18 protein-coding genes are annotated in these 22668 nt (G+C 50.5%); 9 read left to right on the plus strand and 9 right to left on the minus strand.

Features of this window, described 5'->3' with window-relative positions; all coding sequences use genetic code 11:
* Position 1 precedes the first annotated feature (1 nt).
* Genes C9I92_RS02160 through C9I92_RS02175 form a run of 4 tightly spaced genes read right to left on the minus strand, consistent with a single transcriptional unit; the run spans position 2 to position 4618 of the window.
* Positions 2–1459: a TIGR03016 family PEP-CTERM system-associated outer membrane protein gene (locus tag C9I92_RS02160; protein ID WP_047884180.1), complete on the minus strand. Its 1458-nt coding sequence runs from the start codon at positions 1457–1459 to the stop codon at positions 2–4.
* The gene (locus tag C9I92_RS02165) at positions 1428–2420 is read right to left on the minus strand and encodes an XrtA-associated tyrosine autokinase (RefSeq protein ID WP_107193800.1); all 993 of its coding nucleotides are present in this window, start codon (positions 2418–2420) and stop codon (positions 1428–1430) included. The genes C9I92_RS02160 and C9I92_RS02165 overlap by 32 nt, the downstream gene beginning before the upstream one ends.
* Positions 2417–3958, minus strand: coding sequence for an XrtA system polysaccharide chain length determinant (locus tag C9I92_RS02170; RefSeq protein WP_047884179.1), 1542 nt, complete (start codon positions 3956–3958; stop codon positions 2417–2419). The genes C9I92_RS02165 and C9I92_RS02170 overlap by 4 nt, the downstream gene beginning before the upstream one ends.
* 12 nt (positions 3959–3970) lie before the next feature.
* Complete coding sequence (locus C9I92_RS02175; protein ID WP_047884178.1) at positions 3971–4618, minus strand: XrtA/PEP-CTERM system exopolysaccharide export protein; 648 nt, start codon at positions 4616–4618, stop codon at positions 3971–3973.
* A 191-nt stretch (positions 4619–4809) separates the two neighbouring features.
* On the opposite strand from C9I92_RS02175, the gene C9I92_RS02180 reads away from it, so the two are divergent.
* The 9 genes from C9I92_RS02180 (at position 4810) to C9I92_RS02220 (ending at position 16633) form a co-directional block, all read left to right on the plus strand.
* Complete coding sequence (locus C9I92_RS02180; protein WP_047884177.1) at positions 4810–6210, plus strand: TIGR03013 family XrtA/PEP-CTERM system glycosyltransferase; 1401 nt, start codon at positions 4810–4812, stop codon at positions 6208–6210.
* Between the two features lie 2 nt (positions 6211–6212).
* Positions 6213–7166: an XrtA system polysaccharide deacetylase gene (locus tag C9I92_RS02185; RefSeq protein ID WP_084712478.1), complete on the plus strand. Its 954-nt coding sequence runs from the start codon at positions 6213–6215 to the stop codon at positions 7164–7166.
* Positions 7111–8151 (plus strand): FemAB family XrtA/PEP-CTERM system-associated protein, encoded by a 1041-nt coding sequence (locus tag C9I92_RS02190; RefSeq protein ID WP_047884176.1) that lies wholly within the window; start codon positions 7111–7113, stop codon positions 8149–8151. The genes C9I92_RS02185 and C9I92_RS02190 overlap by 56 nt, the downstream gene beginning before the upstream one ends.
* 5 nt (positions 8152–8156) lie before the next feature.
* The gene (locus C9I92_RS02195) at positions 8157–9473 is read left to right on the plus strand and encodes a TIGR03087 family PEP-CTERM/XrtA system glycosyltransferase (protein WP_053061740.1); all 1317 of its coding nucleotides are present in this window, start codon (positions 8157–8159) and stop codon (positions 9471–9473) included.
* A 24-nt stretch (positions 9474–9497) separates the two neighbouring features.
* On the plus strand, positions 9498–10997 hold the full coding sequence (gene xrtA / locus C9I92_RS02200) for an exosortase A (protein WP_053061739.1): 1500 nt from the start codon (positions 9498–9500) through the stop codon (positions 10995–10997).
* A gap of 128 nt (positions 10998–11125) precedes the next feature.
* Complete coding sequence (locus C9I92_RS02205; protein WP_047884175.1) at positions 11126–13009, plus strand: XrtA/PEP-CTERM system amidotransferase; 1884 nt, start codon at positions 11126–11128, stop codon at positions 13007–13009.
* Positions 13009–14268: a glycosyltransferase family 4 protein gene (locus C9I92_RS02210; protein ID WP_084712477.1), complete on the plus strand. Its 1260-nt coding sequence runs from the start codon at positions 13009–13011 to the stop codon at positions 14266–14268. Before C9I92_RS02205 ends, C9I92_RS02210 begins: the two co-directional genes overlap by 1 nt.
* Complete coding sequence (locus C9I92_RS02215; RefSeq protein WP_047884174.1) at positions 14265–15443, plus strand: glycosyltransferase family 4 protein; 1179 nt, start codon at positions 14265–14267, stop codon at positions 15441–15443. Before C9I92_RS02210 ends, C9I92_RS02215 begins: the two co-directional genes overlap by 4 nt.
* 74 nt (positions 15444–15517) lie before the next feature.
* A complete protein-coding gene (locus tag C9I92_RS02220; protein WP_047884173.1) occupies positions 15518–16633 on the plus strand; it encodes a glycosyltransferase in 1116 nt (371 codons plus the stop codon).
* 243 nt (positions 16634–16876) lie between these two features.
* Here C9I92_RS02220 and C9I92_RS02225 read toward each other — a convergent pair whose 3' ends face one another.
* The 5 genes from C9I92_RS02225 to C9I92_RS02245 all read right to left on the minus strand — a co-directional run bounded on the left by C9I92_RS02225 (position 16877) and on the right by C9I92_RS02245 (position 22445).
* On the minus strand, positions 16877–17614 hold the full coding sequence (locus tag C9I92_RS02225) for a nucleotidyltransferase family protein (RefSeq protein WP_053061738.1): 738 nt from the start codon (positions 17612–17614) through the stop codon (positions 16877–16879).
* A complete protein-coding gene (locus C9I92_RS02230) occupies positions 17601–18188 on the minus strand; it encodes a D-sedoheptulose 7-phosphate isomerase (protein WP_047884172.1) in 588 nt (195 codons plus the stop codon). Before C9I92_RS02230 ends, C9I92_RS02225 begins: the two co-directional genes overlap by 14 nt.
* Positions 18176–19204, minus strand: coding sequence for a GHMP family kinase ATP-binding protein (locus C9I92_RS02235; protein ID WP_047884171.1), 1029 nt, complete (start codon positions 19202–19204; stop codon positions 18176–18178). The genes C9I92_RS02230 and C9I92_RS02235 overlap by 13 nt, the downstream gene beginning before the upstream one ends.
* Before the next feature lie 293 nt (positions 19205–19497).
* Entirely contained in the window at positions 19498–20871 is a 1374-nt protein-coding gene (locus tag C9I92_RS02240; RefSeq protein WP_047884170.1) for a putative O-glycosylation ligase, exosortase A system-associated, read from the minus strand.
* A gap of 89 nt (positions 20872–20960) precedes the next feature.
* A complete protein-coding gene (locus C9I92_RS02245; RefSeq protein WP_047884169.1) occupies positions 20961–22445 on the minus strand; it encodes an oligosaccharide flippase family protein in 1485 nt (494 codons plus the stop codon).
* Positions 22446–22668: the final 223 nt, after the last annotated feature.

Genomic DNA, 22668 nt, shown 5'->3' on the forward strand with positions numbered 1-22668 from the left:
ATTAAAATTCCACCCTGACTTCTAGGTAAACGCGGTTCTCGTCATATTCGTTGTCCGTAATTGACGAGGAACGCTGGTTGAACTCATACCCTACTGAGCCAAACATGTTCTTACTCAGCTCATAGTTTGTATCGAACGCCACAGTCCAGTACTCATCCTTTTGCTCGGGTTCCGCCTGGTTCCGAAAACGGTAATCTTCATAAGACAACCCAATACGGGCACTAAGCCGCCGCGACAGTTCATGGGTGATATCCATGCTGATACCGTATCCGTCTTCATCCTTTTCCTCAGAATTGTCATTGAGCGGACGCTGCTGGTTATAGAACAACGTCAGCACATAATCGGTGCGACGGGCTTCCAGCGTTGTTGTCCATTCCAGTTTTCTGCTGAGAATAAACTCCGCGATGTCAGAGCCTGAGGTAAAGGTGTCACGGTCAAAACTGGTGGCTTCTTCGGTATAGCTAATCGCATTGGTCAGGCGACGGGTTTGATGCGAGAAAAACACCTCGTACGCATCCCCGAAGAAACGCTTGTCATAAGAAACAAAAAATTCAGTTCTCGGCGACGGATTCAGGTGTATCGAACCAGCCCAGAAGTCTGAGATCCCGTCGGTTTCGGAGAAGTTATAGCTCAGTTCAAGGTATGACGTTTTTGTCCAGTAATACCGGAGCCCCGGCCCCCAACTCAGCGCGTCCGTACTGTCCGCTTCGGAAACACCGTTGTAATCTTCATAGTTCAGGCGAATAAGCGGCGACCAGTGATGAATAGTCTGCAACCCTATCACTTCGCGTAAAATTTTCAGCTCGGTGTTTGGCGCGCCTTTGTGGCCGTTTTTATAGTCATAACTGCCCTCGATATCCCAGAAGAGATCCCGGACACGCTGACCGTTTTCGAAGTTAAATTCACCGCCGTACCGATCGTAATTACCGATGTCATCTTCATAGTTCGCGACAGCGGTGAAAACCCGTCCATAGAAGTTAATGCTGCTCAGCGGATTAGACTGATAGCTCAAACCGACTTCGGCCGATTTACTCTCTATGGTATCCCCACTGAAAATGTCAGCATTGGCGTTCTCATCGATAGCACGCGCCAGATTGGAAATGGATGCATCAGCATCGACTCGAAAGCCACTGTCCCATAATCCTTTATCCGCATTAAAGGTGAGTTCCTGATAGGCCGAGTTTTCGCTGGAATCATGGCTGTAGAAGAGCTGACTAAGCTCATAATTAAACAGCAGGTTGCCGTCATTACCTGTGATATCAGCACTCAGGCCGGCGTCAATGGTTGAAATCAGGCTGTTACGACGATCTGAAGACGCCTGATCGACGTTATCAGTAAAGACCAGGCTGGTTCCGACAAAAGGGATAAATTCCACCTCTGCCGCGCCGCCGGTTTGTGGTAGCAGCAGTAGCTGTGCCAGAAATGCACTAATCGCTGTTCGTTTGAAGACCATATCCATAGCCATATCCATATCGACTATTTATTCCACGGGTCGCTTTGTTGAGAATAAACCCAATCACCATTTCCCTGTTCAGCTCCGAAATAGCCTGTTCAATATCAGACATCCGGGTTTTTGACTGCTCCACCACAATCATCGCCTGTCCCATAAATTTTGCGATCGTAGTGGTTTCTACCGCGTACAGCAGCGGCGGACAATCGAAGAGCAGAATGCGATCCACATAGCGGGCTGACAACTCTCTGGTCAGCTTCTCCATTTTGTCACTGGCCAGCAACTCATTGCTCAGGTGGTGCGGTCTGCCAGCCGGCAGCAAACGTAAATTCGGAATATTGGTGGTATAAATCACCTCTGAAATATCACTGACTTCACCCAGCAGGTACTCAATCAGGCCCGGCTTTTCATCCAGACCAAGGGTTTTGCTCACGCTGGGTTTCAGCACATCCGCATCGATCAGCAGAATAGTTTTGTCCTTTTCCGAAGAGATACTCAGCGCCAGGTTGACGGAGGTGAAGGTTTTCCCTTCCATCGGATTCGGGCTGCTCACCATCACCATGTTCGGGGACTTGAGGGTCTCAGAAGCGGGACCAAACGCGTTATAGAGCAATTTGTGTTTGATAGAACGAAATTCATTGGTAATTTGCGAGTTCGCCTGCTCATCCGTATGGGAAACCATCCCCATTTTTTTCAGCCGCTCAGTATCTATGTACAGTTCTGCTTCACCGGTAAACGCAAGCACCGATTCCTGCCCTACCGCAGACTGGGAATAACCGGTATGGCTATCCATATCTGCCATAGACCTCTCAGCCATAGACGTGTTTGGTAAGCGACTGCCCGATGCAAGCAGATTCGATGAGGGGCTCTGTTCCCGCTCTTTGGACTTATCCATCGCGCGGGCAATCATCCCCTGCTTACCCGGCTTTTTACCGCCCCCTTTTTTCAGTGCTTTTTGAATAATGCTCATAACATCTCCTTACCCTGCATTATCAATTGATGCACTGAAGGCATGCTATTGATGACCACAAAACAGACGAAAAACACCAGCAGCAAGACACTGACGAACGAGAAACGCAACATTCGCCACCGCTCAATTTTTTTCAGGCCAGAGAGCTCTGTTGCCGACACGACCCCAAATACCGGTAACTGCAATTGCTTATAAATTTGCGTAGGTGAGAATGCCACTGACCAGATTTGGCTGGCAATAAACGCCAGTGCAAACCCTACGCCTACCGCCAGAATCAGCACAACAGTCAGGAATAGCGGACGCATCGGACCAGACGGTTCCCGTGGCAGCAAAGGTGGATCGATAATCCGGAACGAAATCTGATCGGACTTGGCATCCAGGCTTTGCGACAACAAGGCCGACTCCCGACGAGAAAGCAATTCGTCATACTGCCCCTTCGTCACCTCATAGTTACGCATCATGCTGGTCAGTTCTGCTTCGATTTTTGGCAGATACTCCAACTTTTCGTCATTAATCCGAATCTTTTCAATCAGGCTCTCTTCCCTGGCTTTCAGAGAAGCTACCTGATTTTCCATTTGTCCGACCGTCAACTTCATTTCCTGCAATACTGGATTTAATGCCAGTTGCGCGGCATTGCTACCGCTGCTGCTTTGCTGTGTCTTCAGCTCTTCAATCTGACGGCGGGTTTCACGAACATCCGGATGCCTTTCCGTAAAGCGGAACAGCAAACTGTCCAATCGGGTCTGCAGGGCTTCAAGCCGCAGGTCATACTCCGTTTTAAACCCAGAACTCTGTTTAGACGCCAGATTGGTTTCCTGATCCAACTGGCGCCGGGCAGAGATCAGACTGGACTGGGCTTCACGCAACTGCAGCCGCGTTTCCTCCAGTTCGCTTTTCATTTGTTCTGATTTAGCGACAAAGCCTCGCTCAGACCCCGGCAAGTAACCGGCATTCTTTCGCTTAAAATCAGCCAGTTTGGCTTCAGAATCCAGCAATCGAGCTTCATATTCCGCCAGCTGGGTTGATATGAATTCATTGGCACGCCGGGTGTCCATCTTCTTCTGCCCGACGGCATTTTCAACAAACACATCCAGTGATGCCTGAACCACATCCTGCGCATACTGCGCATCTTTACCGGTGAAACTGATAGTAAAGAGGTTTTCTTTACCGGCACTTTGAATGCTGATATCTGATTTCAGGGTATCCAGCAGATCTTCATATTCTTCTGTGGTGCGGGTTTTCACATCAGCATCAGTGTAACGGGCAATGGTTTCCAGGTTGCGCCGACTCAGCAGCGTTTTCACCATCAGGCGAAGTTCCTGTGACGGATCGGCATTGATCGCCAGACCTTGCATCAGGGGTTTTAGGATCGTCTGCGTGTCAGCATAAACCCGCGCTTCAGACGTGTATTGATTTGGCATCAGGGTGACGGCAATCCAACCCAGCGGACAAATAACCCATGCCGTCATCCAGATCCACCGACGATTCAACCAAATACCGTTAAGGTATTGAATCAGGAGATCCAGCTGTTCCTTCATACAGACGCCCCCTTAAAACCAGGACTCAGGAATAATGACAATGTCACCCGGTAAAATATCGATGTTGGCCGTGATGTCACCGTCACGGATCAGATCCCCCATACGCAGCCCATATTGTTGCTGGCGTCCGTTAACAACCCGGATAAGGCGGGCATCATTGCCGTCTGCGTAATCAGTTAAGCCACCGACCTGAACCATAACGTCAAGCAAGGTCATGTTCTCACGGTAGTTAATCGCCTGAGGCTGAGAGGCTTCGCCAATCACCCGCACCTGCTCGCTGTAAGGGCCAATAAAACCGGACACCATAACGGTCACTATGGGGTCGCGAATATACTCGGCCAGTCGTGCCTCAAGGCTGCGGGCCAGGTCTGTCGGGGTACGACCAGAAGCGGGGACATCTTCAACCAACGAAGTAGAAATCATGCCGTCAGGCCGCACGGTGTAACTGCCTGAGATTTCAGGGTTCCCCCAGATAAAAATGCTCAGGCTGTCACCGGGACCGATCAGATATTTGTAATCCCTGACATTTTTGGTAAGTGAAGGCTGGGTGGTGGCGGTTGGTAGTTGCGGAAGGTTACCACTAGAGCATCCTGCTATCGATCCCGACAACATCAAGACTGCGATCCCTGCCTGCTTAGCGCTAAATACTCTTCTTTTCATATCCTTATCCATCCTGGTCTTTCCACATTTCAGCGCAATTGATGCCTGTATTTCCAATGTGTTGCAGCGTGCTAAAAAGAGTTTTGTATAAAACTAACTATATATGATTTTTTTATTGTGTAAGTTTTTTCTACACTACAATTATCCATACCAGCATAACGTTCATATTTAGCTATAAGTCAGGGAAAGCTATGGCAAATACACGTTTTCATGATTTAAATCTGAGTAATACCACACTCATCGTGACTGACATATTTTTGTTAGTCAGTCTTTTTTATTTAAGTTTCCATTACCTTCCGGTTTATTATCCGGAGTACTTTCATGGGTTAAAAAGCCTGCCGCTGATTCTCCATCTGTTCTTTTTTACACTGCCGATTCAGCTCACACTGTTAGCCGTCGGTCTGTACAACGAAAAGTTACGGGAATCTTTCAGCGGTATTACCGTTCGGATTGCTGTGGCTATTGTACTCGCCTATATTTTGACGTTTACACTTTCCATTGTCATTCCCCCGCTGAGTCTGCCTGCCACCAGTAAGCTGGTTCTGTATGCTTCAGCCTTTGCCGTGCTTGTGATTGCCCGCTATATCGCCATCAGTAAACAATACGAACACATTGGCCGACGCCGGGTGCTCTTACTGGGTTGCGGGGAACGCGCCACGCTGATCAATACCTGCATGCGCCGTAAAAAAGACAGGGTCCATTTTGAATTGGTCGGTTATGTCCCTTTTAAAGGCGATAAAGAAACTCAAGATCCGAACATGAATAAAATCGAATTAACCGTTCCTTTAGAACAATATGTGTTTGAAAACGGTATCGATGAAATCGTGATTGCGTTGGATGAACGCCGGAATAATCTTCCGACTGAAAGCCTGTTCCATTGCAAAATGCAAAACATTTTAATTACGGATATTCTTGATTTTGTAGAACGGGAAACCGGTCAAATTGCGGTTAACCATATTTACCCTTCGTTTGTTATTTACAACAACCACAATAAGGAAAATATCTTTTCACGTATTTTCAACTGGTTGTTTAATAGCGCATTAGCGTTAATTATTCTTGCCGTATGCTGGCCGTTAATCCTTCTGACCATCATCGCCATCAAATTGGAAGACGGTCTGAAATCCCCGGTACTGTACTCTCAGCAACGGGTCGGTCTACGAGGGAAAGTCTTCTCCATCTACAAGTTTCGCAGTATGCGTACCGATGCAGAAAAAAACGGGGCACAAATGGCCACCAAAGGTGACAGCCGTGTCACCCGGGTGGGTCGTATCATCCGAAAATACCGCGTCGATGAGCTTCCACAGTTATTTAATGTCTTTCGGGGAGACATGTGTTTTGTCGGCCCAAGACCGGAACGTCCGCAATTTTCTGAGGAATTTGAACACCATATCCCCTATTACTCGCATCGACACCGGGTCAAGCCCGGGCTGACCGGGTGGGCCCAGCTGAAATATCCTTACGGAGATGGCATGGATGATGCAGTAGAGAAATTGAAGTTTGACCTCTATTACATCAAGCACCGCAGCCTGATGCTGGATATTTTAATTCTGATCAGAACCTCTGAAATTGTTCTGTTCGGAAGAGGAAGGTAGCTATGCAAACATTCGATGCCCGTGATATTTCGACCCGAAAAGACGCCACTCCCGCTCAGCCTCGCTGTCATGCCATGACTGTCGATGTGGAAGACTATTTCCAGGTTGCGGCTCTTTCACCTGTGGTAAAACGCCACGAATGGGGAACCACATACCCGCTTCGGGTCGAAGCCAACACGCATCGAATTTTGGAACTGTTCGACCGGTACAACGTAAAAGCCACTTTTTTTATTCTCGGCTGGGTCGCTGATGCCTGTCCGCAGCTGGTGAAAGCCATTCATCGGCAGGGACATGAAGTTGCCAGTCACGGCTTTGCCCACCAGCACGCAAACCGCCAATCGCCGGATGTATTCTGGGACGATGTGGCGCGCAGCAAGCATCTATTGGAAGACCTGACCGGCCAGGCCGTTAATGGCTATCGCGCCCCGAGCTTTTCCATAGACCAGTCAAACCAGTGGGCCTTTGACGTACTGCAAGAGCTGGGCTTTCAGTTTACCAGCAGTACTTACCCGATTAAGCACGATCTGTATGGCGTCCCCGACTGGCCCAGGTTCAAACATGTCCGACAAGAAGGGATTGTTGAAATCCCAATTCCGACCCTCACCCGCTGGGGTCGAAATGTCCCCATCGGCGGCGGCGGATATTTCCGATTTTACCCTTATCGGCTCAGCCGATACCTGATTCAAGCTTACATCAAGGAAACCGGCCAGCCATACAGTTTTTACTTTCACCCCTGGGAGATAGATCCGGCTCAGCCTCGTCCCTCAGGGCTGTCAGCCAAATCGCGCTTTCGTCACTACATCAACTTACATCGAATGGAACGCAAGCTGTCGCGACTGGTTCAGGATTTTGAATGGAACACGATCAGCAATGTTTATCAATTAGACGGGCAGGACGATCATGGAAACGCTATCAATACGGAAGTTAACGCCTACCGAGCACAATGCCTGGGATAAGTACGTCGACACCCATCCGCAAGGCAGCTTTTTTCACCTCTCCGGCTGGCTTGATGTGATTCAGTCTGTGTTTGGCCATCGCCATCACTACATGCTGGCAGAGCAGGATAAACAGGTGGTGGGGGTATTACCCCTTTTTGAGCAGAAAAGCTGGCTGTTTGGGCATTCACTGGTGTCGACCCCTTTCTGCGTCTACGGCGGCGCGCTGGCTGACAGTGATTCCGTGCGTGAGAAGCTGGAAGAAGCGGCCTATGAGCTGGGCTGCAACCTGAATGTAGACTATGTCGAGCTGCGCGATCGCAATCCGGTCGAAAGCAAAGGTCCCTGGGTGACCCATAGCCATCACACCTCCTTCGGATGCACATTACCGGACGATCCGGAGCAAATTCTGACCGCTATCAAGCGCAAGCAGCGTGCAGTGATTCGCCACGCGCAGAAAAATGCGCTGAGCTGGGACAATAGCGATAACCCGGCAGAATGTTTCGACCTGTACTCAGAAAGCGTACGCAATCTCGGCACACCGGTTTTTTCAGACAAATTGTTCACCAGCCTGAAACAGCAATTCGGGGAGCAATGTGAAACACTGATTATCCGGGATCACGCGCAGACACCGGTGTCCGGCGTGCTGAGCTTTTACTACAAAGGCGAAGTGCTGCCCTACTATGGCGGTGGCACTCTTGATGCCCGGGATCTGAAAAGTAACGACTTCATGTATTTCCAGCTGATGCAGCTTGCCCATCAGAAAGGAATTCGTCAGTTTGATTTCGGACGCAGTAAAAATGATTCGGGATCCTACAAATACAAAAAGCACTGGGGCATGGAAGAAACACCACTGAACTATCGGGTGGCCCTGGTCAAAGCTCAGGCTCTGCCGAATCTGTCACCGAACAACCCGAAATACCGTTACTTTATTCAGCTCTGGCAGAAGCTGCCACTGAGCCTGAGCCGTCGCCTTGGCCCGTTGCTGTCAAAATACTTGGGGTAGTTGTTATGAAAGAGCCGTTACTGTATCTCTGTCACCGCATCCCTTTTCCGCCAAACAAAGGGGATAAAATTACCACTTACAATATCCTGAAATTTCTCAGCCGGTATTTTGACATTCATTTAGGCTGTTTTGTGGATGACGCGTTTGACAAACAGTACCAGCAAGATGTGGCGCAGTTTTGCGCCAGCTGTCATATCATGCCGCTGTCGCGCCGATACAGCCAGATAAAGGGGCTCACAGCCCTGCTGACCGGACAACCCATCACGGTTCCCTTTTACGCGCGCGCTCACATGCAGACCTGGGTTGACCAAACCATTGCAAAATACGCTATCCGCAAGGCATTTCTCTACTCAGGGTGCATGGCACAGTATGTGATGAAACATCAGGAAAACCTGCACACCGTGATGCACTTTGCCGATATTGATTCGGATAAGTGGCGCCAGTATGCCGACAAGACTCAGGGGATCATGCAGGCCGTTTATCAGCGGGAGCACCGCACTCTGGCAGCTTACGAACAGGCGGTTGCCGCAGCCTTTCAGGTCAGTTGCTTTGTCACCCAGACCGAAACCGACACATTCAAAGCCATGCTGCCCACAGCGGTACGGAGCAAAATTCATCCACTGGAAAATGGGCTCGACAGTGCCTTTTTTTCGCCCGAGGCGGATTGCCATTTGGGCGAGATCTATTCGCTTGAGAGTGATAACTACATCGTTTTTACCGGTGCAATGGACTACTGGGCCAACGAAGACGCCGTGATTTGGTTTTGCCGTGAGGTCTGGCCCAAAGTCAGAGCCGCCGATCCGAACGCCAAGGTCTATCTGGTTGGCAGTTCGCCGGGCCCGAAAGTGACCGCACTCAATAACCAACCCGGCGTCGTGGTCACTGGTCGGGTGGAAGATGTGCGCCCCTACCTTAAATATGCCAAAGCAGCGATTGCTCCCATGCAAATTGCACGCGGCGTTCAGAATAAAATGCTGGAAGCCATGGCGATGGCGAAACCGGTTGTTGTTTCTTCTCTGACCATTGAGGGCATGGAAGATTACCCGACATCGCAACTGAAGGTTGCTGATTCTCCTGACGTGATTAGCCAATGGCTGCTCAACAAACTCAACCAGCCCCATATTGTGGCCAGTGAATCACGCAACTGGATAGAGCAGCACTTCAGCTGGGAAGCCAAGCTGCGCCCGCTGCTGGATTACCTGGACTCGCCCTCTCTGGCGACCCAGTCTGATCCCGCCACACAGCGCCATGAAGGTTTGAGGGGAGATGATACGAATACCAATCCGCCCGGCTGTGCGGTCAAAGAAGCACAGGAACTGTAGCCAAGGTATTAAGAAGAGGTGACCATGGAACAGAACAAACCCTTGTTAGTGTTACTCCCCATCTTTTGCTGGGGACTGGTGTTCTATGCGCCGCTGATGGACATGGCTACCGTATGGGGGCAATCCAAAACCTATGAGCATGGTTATCTGATTGCGCCCATCAGCCTTTGGGTTGCTTGGCAACATCGCCAGCAAATCAGTCAACTGCCTCGTGATGTCGCCTGGTTACCCATTCTCCTGATGCCGATTCCCGGTATGCTCTGGCTGGTCGGTAAAGCCGGCGGAGTCGCGCTGTTTGAGCACGCAGCCGCCATTTTCAGCCTGCAGCTTCTGCTGTGGGCAATGCTCGGCACGCCCCGAGCAAAAGTAATGTGGTTTCCGATTGCTTACCTGACATTTTGCATTCCGTTCGGCGAAGAGCTGATTCCTTCACTGCAAACCGTGACCGCCGATTTAAGCATTGTCTTTCTGCAACTATCGGGGATTCCGGTATACCGGGACGGCTGGTATCTGACCATTCCCAACGGCCAGTTCTTTGTGGCCGAAGCCTGCTCCGGTATTCGTTTTCTGATTTCCAGCGTGGCTCTGGGTACTTTATTTGCCTATCTCCAGTTCACAAAACCCTGGAAGCGGATTTTGTTTGTCGGGTTTTCCTTTATTTTCCCGATCATTGCCAACGGTATCCGTGCCTACGGCATTATTCTCATCGGCTACCTGTCTGACATGAAACACGCTACCGGTGCCGATCATTTGGTGTACGGCTGGGTCTTTTTCAGTCTGGTCATTCTGTGCATTTATTTGACTGCCAGCCTGTTTGCGGACAAACAGCGTGAGCAAGAGACCTTTTCGCCGCAGCCTCACTCCAGCGGCACCTCGCCAATTAAAGCAATCGGGTTGTTATCCGCATTACTATTATGCTTTGCACTTTGGGGGCGCAGCATGACAGCCGTGCCGGATCCGGTGACAGACACGTCACCGTTGCTGGCCGGCAGTGTCGTGACACAATCTGTCAGTCATCTCCCCTCACCTCCGGACACAAAGCCAGCGACATCCCTTGAGATGGAAAAGTTGTGGGGCATTCAATTTCCGCATGCGTCTATAGCCAAACTGGCTGTCAGCACTGACGGCAACGCGCTGCTGTATACCGCCCGTTACGCTCTGTGGCAACCTGAAGGCGAACTTATCAGCAGTGATAATCAATTGTTTGATAAAGAGAAATGGGCGATACAACGTAGCGGACAACTATCACTACAGACTGACACCTCGGCCGCAACCCTGTCACTGACCAATCAGCGGGGTGACACAATGCAGGTGGTTTACTGGTACTGCATCAGTGAGTTCTGCAGCAGCGATCCGCTCACCATCAAATTGTACAAAGCTGGCCAATTGATCCGCGGCGGCAGCGGATATGCCGATGTTTTTGCCATTGCCAGTTCCGATGATCAGCAGGCGGCTCACTTTGCCCGACTCTGGTCGGCGGCAACCAACGCCGAAGCAGACGTTATGGCAAAAAACTTGCAGTAATCCCATGCAGTAACCCCTTGTCGTAACTGCTTGTAGCAAGTTCTGGCAATAAGCTTTTGCAAAAAACCGGCATAAAGCCAACAAGGAAACAGCTCAGCTACCCGTTAATGTCAAAAGGAGAGGACGATATGTGTGGGATTTCAGGGATTTTTAACCTGCGCCAGCCGTTTCCGATCGATGAAGAGTTAGTGAAACGGATCAATCGTCTGCAAAGCCACCGAGGCCCAGATGATGAAGGCTATTTCTTCGACAGCAACACCGCACTGGCCCATCGCCGCTTGTCCATCATCGACCTTTCTGGAGGCCACCAACCGCTGTTTAACGAAGATCACAGCGTGGTGGTGGTTTTTAACGGCGAGATTTATAACTTTCAGTCACTGGCAGACACGCTGATGACCCTAGGCCACCAATTTCGGACTCTCAGTGACACCGAAGTGATTGTGCATGCCTGGGAAGAATGGGGGGAACAATGTGTAGAACGCTTTCGGGGGATGTTCGCCTTCGCCCTATGGGACACTAATCGCCAAACCCTGTTCATGGCAAGAGACCGATTGGGTAAGAAACCGCTGTTTTATACCGTGACCCGTAACGGCCAGTTTCTGTTTGCCTCCGAGTTAAAAGTGCTGCTCGGGCATCCGGACATTGACACAACACTGCGTCCGGAAATGGCCGAAGAGTTTTTCATGTTCGGGTATATTCCTGAACCATTCAGTGCATATCAGCACATTTTTAAACTCAACCCCGGACACACCCTGACGCTGACTCCCGGCAGCCACATTCACCCCCGCCAATACTGGGATTTAGCGGCACCGTCAAACATACTGTCATGGGAACAAACCCAGGAAGCGCTGCTGGAAAAACTGGAAGAAGCCGTGGCCGTTCGTATGATCGCCGATGTGCCTCTCGGCGCTTTCCTGTCCGGCGGCGTCGACTCCAGTGCCATAGTGGCTTTAATGGCACAGCTACAACATGCCCCCGTCAACACCTGCGCCATCGGCTTTGATGAGAAAGCGTATGATGAAAGCGACTATGCCCGTCAAATAGCAGACCGTTACCGCACCCGCCACCATCAACACATCATCAGCCCAAACGATATCAGCCTGGTTGAGCAGATGACGGCGATTTATGACGAGCCGTACGCAGACAGTTCTGCCCTACCCACATACAAGGTGTGCCAGCTTGCCAGCCAGCATGTCAAAGTCGCATTATCCGGGGACGGTGGAGATGAAATTTTTGGTGGTTACAGACGACACCGAATGCACCTTGCGGAGCAGAAACTGCGGGATGCCATCCCTGGTCCGATTCGTAAACCACTGTTTGGCTCTCTCGGACACCTTTACCCCAAGGCAGATTGGGCTCCTCGCCCTCTGCGGGCCAAAACCACGTTTCAGTCACTGGCCATGAGCATGGTGGAAGGCTATGCAAACTCGATTTCCAAACTGCGCGCTGATGAGCGGCGACAACTGTTCAGCGCCTCTTACCGCCAGAAACTCAACGGCTATACCGGACTGGATTTGCTGCAGTCCTACACCCGGCACCTGCCGACCGATGATCCGCTGAAACAGATACAGTATCTGGATATCAAGACATGGCTGGTCGGGGACATTCTGACCAAAGTGGATCGGGCGAGTATGGCCAATGGCCTGGAAGTACGTGCGCCTTTGCTGGATCACGAATTTATTGAATGGGCCTACCAAATAGACAGCCGGGACAATATCCGTGGTACAGAAGGAAAATATGCCTTCAAAAAAGCACTCGAAAACCATGTCAGTCACGACATTCTCTACCGGCCGAAAATGGGATTCAGTATTCCGCTTGCCGAATGGTTCCGAACCAGCCTGAAGCCTATGCTGATTCAGAACGTGTTGTCTGAACAGATGTGCGACAGCGGCTTTTTCAATGTCGATGTTCTGAAGAAAATGATTGCGGATCATCAGTCAGGGTATCGCGATCACGGTGCCTCTCTCTGGTGCCTGCTGATGTTCGCACAGTTTATGGTGAGGCAGCGCTGATGAAACTATTGACCATTACCACTCTTTACCCGAACGCCGAAGATCCTAAGCACGGTGTCTTTATTGAAAACCGGTTACGCCAACTGCGGCTGAGATACCCGGATGTCGAGGCCACCGTCATCGCTCCGGTGCCCTGGTTTCCGTTTCGTCATGCCCGATTCGGTGCATACGGCCGGTATGCCGCGGTACCCGACATGGAAACCCGCTACGGTATTAAGGTGTACCATCCGAGATACCTGGTAATTCCCAAAATCGGCATGAATCTGACCCCCTACACGCTGGCGCACAGCCTGAAAAATCAGGTTGGCCGTTTACAGGCTCAGGGCGAGCAGTTCGATCTCATTGATGGGCACTATTTTTTCCCGGACGGGGTCGCTATTCATGCTCTGGCACAATCGTTACGCCTGCCGTTTACCGTGACGGCTCGGGGAACCGATATCAACCTGATACCCAGCTATCCTCGCCCATTACAGCAAATTCAGCATGTTTTAAAACACTCTCAGCATAACCTGGCCGTGTGTGAAGCACTCCGCCAGGCCATGATAGGTTATGGCGCTGACCCGACGCGAACAACAACAGCACGCAACGGTGTCGACTTAAATGTGTTCCGATGCGTCGACGAAATAGCGCAACCGGCGTTACGTCAGTCGTTACAACTGCCTACAGATCGGCCTGTCATCATTTCCGTGGGATTGCTTGTAGAACGAAAAGGTCATCATCTTGTGATAGAAGCCCTCTCACAGATACCCGATGCGCTGTTGTTAATTGCCGGAACCGGCCCGGATGAACGCAAATTACGCCAGTTGGCAACACAACTGGGCGTGGCTGAACGGGTCACCTTCCTCGGTGGACTTTCCCAAAGCGTACTGGCGGACTATTTTGCAGCCAGCGATATTTCTGTTCTGGCATCCAGCCGGGAAGGCTGGGCCAACGTTCTGCTGGAATCAATGGCGTGTGGCACGCCGGTCGTCGCCACCAACATCTGGGGCACACCGGAAGTGGTAAGCGCGCCGGAAGCTGGCGTCTTGGTAGAACGTGACAGTTCCAGTATCGCCCAAGGTCTGTGCCAACTTCTGGCACACCGTCCGTCCCGTCGGCAAACCCGACAATATGCAGAACAATTTTCCTGGGATGATACGTCTGATTTGCTCTACCACTTATTCACGCAGATTATCTCCGGCCGTAACCCCCCGTTACCGGCGCCTTCAATTCGGCACACCCGATCTGAGACAGAACACGACAAGGAAGCCAGCTTATGAAAATTTTGTACCACCACCGGGTAGCTTCCCGAGACGGACAGTTTGTTCATATTGACGCCATCATCCAGGTCTTAAAGCAGCAAGGGCACGAGATTATTCTGGTTGCCCCGGAAATCAGCGAAAAGACCGATTTTGGAGACAACGGGGGATGGGTCTCCAGACTCAGAAGCACCTTACCGGGGTTCATGGCTGAACTGCTGGAATTTGGCTACAGCTTTCTCGATTTTTACAAACTCCGAAAAGCAATTAAAACCCACCGACCCGATGTGATTTACGAGCGTTATAACCTGTTCTTGCCATCCGGTATTTGGGCCAAAAAACTGTACGGCCTGCCATTGTTGTTGGAGGTCAATTCTCCCCTCTATCAGGAACGCAATGACTATACCGGTATCGCTTTGCCAATGCTGGCGCGCTGGTCAGAATACTATGCCTGGCGCAATGCTGACCACGTCCTGCCTGTCAGCCATGTGCTGGCCGGATACCTAGATGAAGCTGGCGTACGCCAAGAATCTATCACCGTCATACCCAATGGCATTGACGCCGGGCTGTTCGCCGCCGAAAGCCAACCCGCCCGAATGGCCGATTTTGAGGGAAAAACCGTAATAGGCTTTGTCGGCTTCTGCCGTGAGTGGCACCGACTGGATGCCGTGATGGATAAAATTGCCGAACTGAATAACCCCGATTTGCATTTGCTGGTCGTAGGAGACGGGCCGGTCTTGCCTGCACTGCGAGAAAAAGCCAAGGCACTTAACCTGAACCACCAGATTCACCTGCCGGGATTAGTCCCGCGTGACGACATGCCACGCTGGCTGGCGCAGATAGATATTGCGCTTCAGCCTGCGGTGACCCCCTGGTGCTCACCACTCAAACTGATTGAGTATCTGGCCTGCGGCAAGGCCATTGTGGCCCCGGATGCCGACAATATTAAAGAGCTGCTGGTGCATTGTCACAACGCCTTATTGTTTCAGGACGGAAACATGGATGCCATGATCAATGCCATCGAATTTCTGATTCAGCACCCGGAGCAGCAAGCTAGGTTGCGTCTGGCCGCTCGTCAGACAATCAATGACAAACAACTGACCTGGACCGCAAATGGCGAGAAGATTGTGCGTCTATTTGAACAGTACCTGTCCAGCACCGAGCCCACGCTGCTCAGCAGCCAGACTGGCGGATAACGACTAAAAGGCTATAAATATCCCCCAACCCACGATCACAGGCACAGGCACAGGCACAGGCAAGGAGCTAAACGATGGTCAGGAAAGTGGTTCACATTGTGTATGGTTTCCACATTGGCGGGCTGGAAAAGCTGATCGTCAACTGCATCAACCAGATGGGCGAAGCTTATCAACACACCATCATCAGTCTGACCACCGTGGGCGATATTGTGGAGCAGCTTGAGCAGGACGTCACCACGATGGCATTAAACAAATCGCCGGGAAACAGCTTAAAACTGTATGGTGAAATGTACCGGTTGCTTACCGACCTGAAGCCGGATGTGGTGCATACCTATAATCTAGCGACAATCGAGTTCCAGCTTGTTGCCGCATTGGCTCGGGTACCGGTGCGTATTCATGCCGAACATGGGCGGGATACGTATGACCCATATGGCAAGGTCAAAAAATATCAGTACCTGCGCAAACTCTGTGCTCTCGGTATCCATCGTCTGGTTGCCGTCTCTGATGATCTGTATCGCTGGCTGAAAAACGATGTAGGCATACGCCCCCGCCAGCTCCAGCTCATCCGTAACGGGATCAACACCCGCTATTTTTCACCAACAGCCTGCCACTTTTCACCAACAGCCAACCACGAGCCGCGGCAGCGGTTCACCTTTGGTCACGTCGCCCGACTGGAGTCGGTGAAAAACCAGCCCCTGTTGATCAAAGCCTATCAGCAGGCCTGCATTGAAAGCCCGGACTTTGCCCAACAAACGCAACTCATCATTGTCGGCGATGGCGACCAGCGCGCTCATCTTGAAGCCATGGTCGCGGAAGGCCCGCTCAATGCTCAGATTGAGTTTGCCGGACGTCAGACTGACATGCGCAGCCAGTATGCCCGCTTTGATGCCTTCGTGCTGACATCCATCGCCGAAGGGATTCCCCTTACACTGCTTGAGTCCATGTCGATGGCTCTGCCACACATTGTGACCACAGTGGGAGGAATTTCTGAGGTCATTTTGCCCGGTGAAACCGGCTGTGGTATTGCGTCAAACGATCAGCCGGCTCTAACCCGCGAGCTCCTGCACTTTTATCACCAGCAACCGGCAGCAATCGCTATGGGCCAGCGGGCCCGTGACCATATAGAGCAACACTTCAGCGAGAAAGCCATGGTGAGTGCCTATGAAGCCATTTATAACGCAGGTTCATAATTAAGGGATTATACAGAACACAGAGTACACATGCCTGCACTTCACTATGCCCACCAGCATCTACTACGGTGTCCATCATCCCCTGCATGTAGTAATAAACGCCAAGCGGCTATCTTCCTCTCAGAAGATAGCCGCGGGTCTGGTGGCATAGTTTGGGGAATGTAAGTGGGTACATGCTATGACACAGAGTTATCCCATGACGCAGAGCTATCCCATGACTCAGCATAACCCCATGACACAGTGTTAACTGAAATGCATCTGGTCATGCTGACTAAAGTACGCGTTCGCGAGCTTATAATCGTCGAAAATGCCGATATCGATAAAATAACTGTCCGAGATTTGGCTCGCCAGGCAGATATGGCGATCTGCTGCCTGCTCCAGATAGGTCTGTTCAAAAGAAAATTTACCTTCCGGTGCCCGACTGAAAATTGATGCTCTGAGCAGGTAAATTCCGGCATTGATATATCCGGAGAAACTCTGTTTTTTCTCCTGAAACCCGGTGACATAACCCCGGTTATCCAACTGAGTCGTGCCGTAACGGCTGGTGTCATAGAGGTATTTTGTCACCATGACAATATCTGCGTCTGTCAGTTGCTTGTACATGCCATTGAGGTCGAACTCACAGTAACTGTCCCCGTTCACAACCAGCAGGGTTTTATTTTCCAGCCCCAGCGAACAGATAGCATGAGCAATCGCGCCCCCCGTTCCCAAGGGCTTATCTTCCACACTGTAGTCAATCGGCACATTGCGATAAGTATCACCAAAATGCGCCTGAATAATTTCCCTCAGGTAGGAGACTGCCAGCACGATCCGACTGACATTTTGTTCCACCAGATTGTCGAGCACCCGCTCGATAAACGGACGCCCGGCGACATCCATCATGGGCTTAGGGGTTTCCTGAGTCAGAGTCCCTAATCGGGTGCCTAAACCGCCGCAAAGCACGACGGCAACCACGTCTCTTTCATCGTCATGGTCGGTCATAGAAATACTCCTTCTCAACGTACCCGCAAATCATGTGACCAATCAAAATGTGGCATTCCTGTATTCTCGGCGTATCACCGGATGGCACACTGATACAGTAATCGCAGCTTTCCTGAATAGCTCCGCCCTGCCCGGCCAAACCCACTGAAATGATGTCATGCTCACGGGCATATTCCATCGCGCGTAAAATATTGGCAGAGTTACCCGATGTAGAAATCCCGATGAACACATCACCCGGCTGACCGTTTGCCTGGAGTTGACGTTCGAACAGCTTTTCGAAACCGTAATCATTGCCGATAGCCGTCAGAATCGAGGTGTCGGTCGTCAGTGCCAGTGATGGCAGACCCGGGCGATCAAAATTAAACCGGCTGACAAATTCGGCAGCAATATGCTGCGCGTCAGCCGCACTCCCGCCGTTACCGGCCAGAATGATTTTGTTTCCCCGGCGATAAGCCGCCAGACACAGTTCGGCCACATCCGCAAGGGTACTCATCACTGCCGGGGATTCCAGCAAGCGCTGTTTAACGGCCATTGAATCAGCAATGCTGTGCGTAAAATAGCTTAAACCTTCCATGACTGTGTTCCTTCCTGGGTAAACTTAAACGGATGAATTGACCCTTCAAGATCGGCCAGCGCTGATTCAACGGCGAGGCGTTTGAGTGGATCGACAAACAGCATCATGAATCCGCCACCACCGGCACCGGAGATTTTGAGAGATTTCGCGCCGGCACTCATGGCTCGGTCTTCGATTTGTTCAATTAATGGCGTGGAAATAGAATTCGACGTCGCTTTCTTTGCCAGCCAGGACGAACGGAACAAATCTGACATACCTGAAATGTCTGAATGCAACAGGCGCTCTTTCATCTCAAATGCCAGTTTTTTCACATCATGCATCGCCTGAAGTGGCTTTTCTGCGTTACTGTTGGTCGTTCTGACCTGATCATCAATAATCTTGGCAGAGGAACGAGACACCCCGGTAAAGTACAGCATCAGCTGTGACTCCAGCTCATTGAGGATAGAACGCCGAATGCGCAGCGGATTGACCAGGACCCGATTATTGTCGTAGAACTCCATAAAGTTAAACCCGCCAAACGTGGTGGCATACTGATCCTGGCGCCCACCGGACAGCTGGCAGTCAATACGTTCAATATCATACGCAAGCTGTGCAATGTCGTATTCACCCAAAGGCAGGTTCAGTAATTTCTGGTAGGCGCTGATCATAGTTACAACCAGTGTGGACGACGAGCCGAGCCCGCTGCCCGGAGGCGCATCGCAATGGGTGTAAACCTTAACAGGAAGCGGTTGTCCCTGATTAAACTGGGTCACCACCCGGTTATACACGGCTTTGTGGAGCATGAGGTCACCCTCAAGCGGTATCGCACCGGTCAGATCAACATCCACCTGTCGGTTAAGATCCTGAGCGATAAATGACGCATAGCTGAATGCCTCATCCATCTCGATGGTACAGTGGGCATACATATCAATTGTTGCATTCAGTACACAGCCGCCATATCGGTCGCAATATGGTGAAAGGTCTGTGCCTCCCCCGGCAAGCCCGAGACGAAGCGGTGAGCGCGATCTGACTATCATGGAACAGGCCTCCTGTCGTCAAATAAGCAGTCGTCCAATAAAGAGCCATTAATAGGGGCCATCGCCAGTTAGCATCAGCCAGCCCGTTACAGACAAACCAGTGATAACAACCACAAATAAATACAACAAAGAAGTACAACAATTTAAGCGTGGTTGAGTACCAGGCTTAACGCAAGAAAAATACCAGTTTTACCGCCTCTAGTTTGCCCGGTTTTCAGGGCAATAGCAGACCAAATTGAAACGCCACAGCAAATATGCATCGTAAATTGCAAACCGCCGCCAGGCGGGCTGCTTCACTTCATATACTGTCTGCCTGCGTTACCCGACATCGCTGGGGCAGGTATGGCTTCCTGGTCAGGTTTCTGGGCTTTTTTCCGTTGCGTTTCGGCTGCAACCGATGCCAGGGCCGAGTTTTTCAGAGCGATAGTCATCGCAATGAACACCCAGATGACCTCGAAATATGGCAGTGATAATGCCGCGCCCCCGACACAGAATGCGATAATGGACAGCTGCATCATCTTTGCTAATTCCGCTTGCCACCTGGCACCTTCAATGTCTTGAACCTTCTTCATGATATTGCGGAGCGAAAAAATCGCCGATGCAATCACGCACAGGAACAGAAACATCCCCAGAAAACCATGGTCACCCAGCACCTGAAAATAAATACTGTGGGCGGCCCAGCCTTTTTCTCCGGGTTCAGGGGATTTAATAAAGGACAGTTTAGAAAAATTCGGCGCAACTGACCGCCAGACATGACCGTGCTGCATTGCCCTGAATCCGCCTCCGACTAACGGCCGTTCCATGGCCATCAAGGTGTACATCTTCCAGGCTTTCACCCGGATCATGAAAGAGCCATCCTGATCCGCATTCTCAATCGTATTCATCCGATTGAACCATTTATCCGTCAGAAATTGTGATGCCACCGCAGCCACAATTAAAAACCCGACAATGGTAAGCAGCTTACGTTTGCTGCGCATCCAGAAGAAAAAGCTGATGCAGCTCAGGCCGATAAATCCTCCCCGTGACTGTGTGCCCAGAATTGACATCACACAGAGCACCAGCACGCCAATCATCGTCAGGCGAATATATTTTTCCTTGTACTGCGACAGCAGATAAATAGTGATGGGAATAATCATACACAGCACAAGGGCGAAGTGATTGTTATCGGAAAGAATGTGGTTGTCCGGGCCTTTAATGTGATGGGAACCTGCCGAGGAAAAGAATTTCAGCCCTTCAATCACCCCCATTACCCCCAACGAAAACACAAAAACCGTACACAGGTACTTGAAATGATTCCGGTCACGAATAATCAGAATAATAAAGACCATTAACAGGACAATTTTGAAAAACTTGACCCACTCGCTCCAGACAAAATCTGGCAAGGCAACGGTGGTGATACTGGTAATGGTAACGTGCAAACAAAAGAGGAAGGTAATAACAAACGTGGTGGTTATTTTTACCGGATCCTTTCGGGGATAAACGATATAAACCAGAATGGTCAGCAGTGCGAACAGGGAATTAAAACTGAGGCCTTTGGCAAAACCGTAAAGCCAGTAAGCGGGTACAAAAATCCCCGTCCAAAGCCAGAGCGATACGGCGATGTATGGACGCCGAACGGCAAACAGCAACAATGCACAGACTACAGAGAAAAAAATGATGTCTCTCATTCGCCATCGCCTTTTTGATCATCCTGAAAAGAAAGGTAGGTAATCCAGACAAACAGCACCAGGAAAAACAAAAACAACAGGGATTCCATTCACCCTCCTTTCACCGCCATTGCCGGTCGGTTTCTGCGGATCAGTCGAAGCACGAACTCACAACATTCCCAGTAATACGGAAACCAGCGACGAAAACTGTAAGCCAGCAACAGCATACAAGGGATATAGACAACCATGCCGGTTAACACTCCCACACAGAGCTGCCACATCTCTGACGGAAACATCGCCATGGTCTGGACCACCATCAGGTACATGACAAGACCAGAAACCGCCGGCGTCAGATACAGGAACAGTAAATCATGCGCTTTAATGCCAATAACAAACCGTTGCAGCATCAACAGCCAGAGAAAGAAACCTGCACCAATGGCAAACCTGAGCTGAGCCAGTTGCTCAATCCCGGCATCATGGTATGTCGTGAACACAACAAAAATGGACACAATGATAATGGCGTCTGAAGCAATGATGACTTTCAGCTGCTTTTTGACCGTGAGAATGGAACACATCAAGCCATGCGAAGACATGACAATCACTAACCCCGCCATACATTGCAATAGCGGCGCGGCATCCCGCCATTCTTCGCCGAGCACAATACCGGAGAACGGTTCAGCAATGGCGATAAGTCCAATCCCGCACGGCACTAAAATGAGCATATTCAGACTCATCTGTTTCACTATGCGGTAATAAAAATCAGCCACCTCGTTCTGTACCCGGGACACCACTGCAAAAAAACCATGATTCATCGGCCCCACCAGCTGCATAAAAGGCAGCCAGGCAAATTCCGTGGCGATGTTGTATAACCCTATACTGCGGCTGTCGACGATGTTCCCCAATATCAGCACATCAATGCGCGATCGCATGTATCCAAAAATGGCGGATAAATAGAGCCATTTCGAGAATGTCCATTGCGTTGACCAGTGCGAGGCGGTCAGCCGTGGCCGGTAAGGAAACAGGATATAACCCGTGACGGTTTCAGACAGCGCAATCACTATTACCCCGATAATCAGCGCCCAGTAGGACTCCAGGTAAATAGCCAGCATGATAGACACAACAGTACCTATTGTTTTACCAATCATGTTTGCTGCCAGAATACGCTTAAAGTGGTAATTTTTTTCGGCCACATCCAGTGCGACATTTCTGAGCCCGGAAATGAGCGGCAAAATTGCCACAACATGGATAACCGCCTCCATTTCGGGTTTATTGACATAGTCAGCAATGAACCCGGCGGAGAAAAAAAGCAATATGGCTGAAACACATTTGACGGCCAAACCCAGCGACCAGATGCTGTCGAGTTCCTGTTTAGACATAGAGTCTGAACTGATGACAAAGTGACCGATACCGACATGGGAAAAAGCGGCAAATAACGAAACAAAGAATGTGGACAGCGCGGCGATGCCGAAATCTTCGGGTTTAAGCAGTTTTAGAAGGATAATGGTATTGACCAGGCCGATACTGCGGGCATACCAGTTGGCTATCAGTGCCCACTTTGCTCCCTGCATTAAGCCATCGCGTTCTGAAAAAGCCATCCCTGACTCCTTGCTCACCAGTAAATGGTGTAATGCCTTGCATTTACCAGGCCGGAAAATACTTTTTTGTGCTGGCCACGACCATACCATTGAATAAATTTGTTAAATATTTCAGCTCGCTCTTCTTTCATAATGCCTCCGTTCGAAAGAAACAAATTGCTGAATTCATGGTGAATGTCGGTCAAGCCGTTTCAAATAAGCATGGCACAGAACAAAAGAACCC

It is taken from the genome of Photobacterium ganghwense, from assembly GCF_003025595.1.
GTDB classification, from domain to species: Bacteria; Pseudomonadota; Gammaproteobacteria; order Enterobacterales; family Vibrionaceae; genus Photobacterium; species Photobacterium ganghwense.

Excerpts from the sequence above, each read along its gene's own strand:
- C9I92_RS02185 (WP_084712478.1), top strand. The coding sequence starts at position 6,213 with ATGCAAACATTCGATGCCCGTGATATTTCGACCCGAAAAGACGCCACT.
- C9I92_RS02235 (WP_047884171.1), bottom strand. The coding sequence starts at position 19,204 with ATGATAGTCAGATCGCGCTCACCGCTTCGTCTCGGGCTTGCCGGGGGA.
- C9I92_RS02245 (WP_047884169.1), bottom strand. The coding sequence starts at position 22,445 with ATGGCTTTTTCAGAACGCGATGGCTTAATGCAGGGAGCAAAGTGGGCA.
- C9I92_RS02175 (WP_047884178.1), bottom strand. The coding sequence starts at position 4,618 with ATGAAAAGAAGAGTATTTAGCGCTAAGCAGGCAGGGATCGCAGTCTTG.
- C9I92_RS02230 (WP_047884172.1), bottom strand. The coding sequence starts at position 18,188 with ATGGAAGGTTTAAGCTATTTTACGCACAGCATTGCTGATTCAATGGCC.
- C9I92_RS02190 (WP_047884176.1), top strand. The coding sequence starts at position 7,111 with ATGGAAACGCTATCAATACGGAAGTTAACGCCTACCGAGCACAATGCC.
- C9I92_RS02220 (WP_047884173.1), top strand. The coding sequence starts at position 15,518 with ATGGTCAGGAAAGTGGTTCACATTGTGTATGGTTTCCACATTGGCGGG.
- C9I92_RS02195 (WP_053061740.1), top strand. The coding sequence starts at position 8,157 with ATGAAAGAGCCGTTACTGTATCTCTGTCACCGCATCCCTTTTCCGCCA.
- C9I92_RS02240 (WP_047884170.1), bottom strand. The coding sequence starts at position 20,871 with ATGAGAGACATCATTTTTTTCTCTGTAGTCTGTGCATTGTTGCTGTTT.
- C9I92_RS02225 (WP_053061738.1), bottom strand. The coding sequence starts at position 17,614 with ATGACCGACCATGACGATGAAAGAGACGTGGTTGCCGTCGTGCTTTGC.
- C9I92_RS02205 (WP_047884175.1), top strand. The coding sequence starts at position 11,126 with ATGTGTGGGATTTCAGGGATTTTTAACCTGCGCCAGCCGTTTCCGATC.
- C9I92_RS02215 (WP_047884174.1), top strand. The coding sequence starts at position 14,265 with ATGAAAATTTTGTACCACCACCGGGTAGCTTCCCGAGACGGACAGTTT.
- xrtA (WP_053061739.1), top strand. The coding sequence starts at position 9,498 with ATGGAACAGAACAAACCCTTGTTAGTGTTACTCCCCATCTTTTGCTGG.
- C9I92_RS02180 (WP_047884177.1), top strand. The coding sequence starts at position 4,810 with ATGGCAAATACACGTTTTCATGATTTAAATCTGAGTAATACCACACTC.
- C9I92_RS02210 (WP_084712477.1), top strand. The coding sequence starts at position 13,009 with ATGAAACTATTGACCATTACCACTCTTTACCCGAACGCCGAAGATCCT.
- C9I92_RS02170 (WP_047884179.1), bottom strand. The coding sequence starts at position 3,958 with ATGAAGGAACAGCTGGATCTCCTGATTCAATACCTTAACGGTATTTGG.
- C9I92_RS02165 (WP_107193800.1), bottom strand. The coding sequence starts at position 2,420 with ATGAGCATTATTCAAAAAGCACTGAAAAAAGGGGGCGGTAAAAAGCCG.
- C9I92_RS02160 (WP_047884180.1), bottom strand. The coding sequence starts at position 1,459 with ATGGATATGGTCTTCAAACGAACAGCGATTAGTGCATTTCTGGCACAG.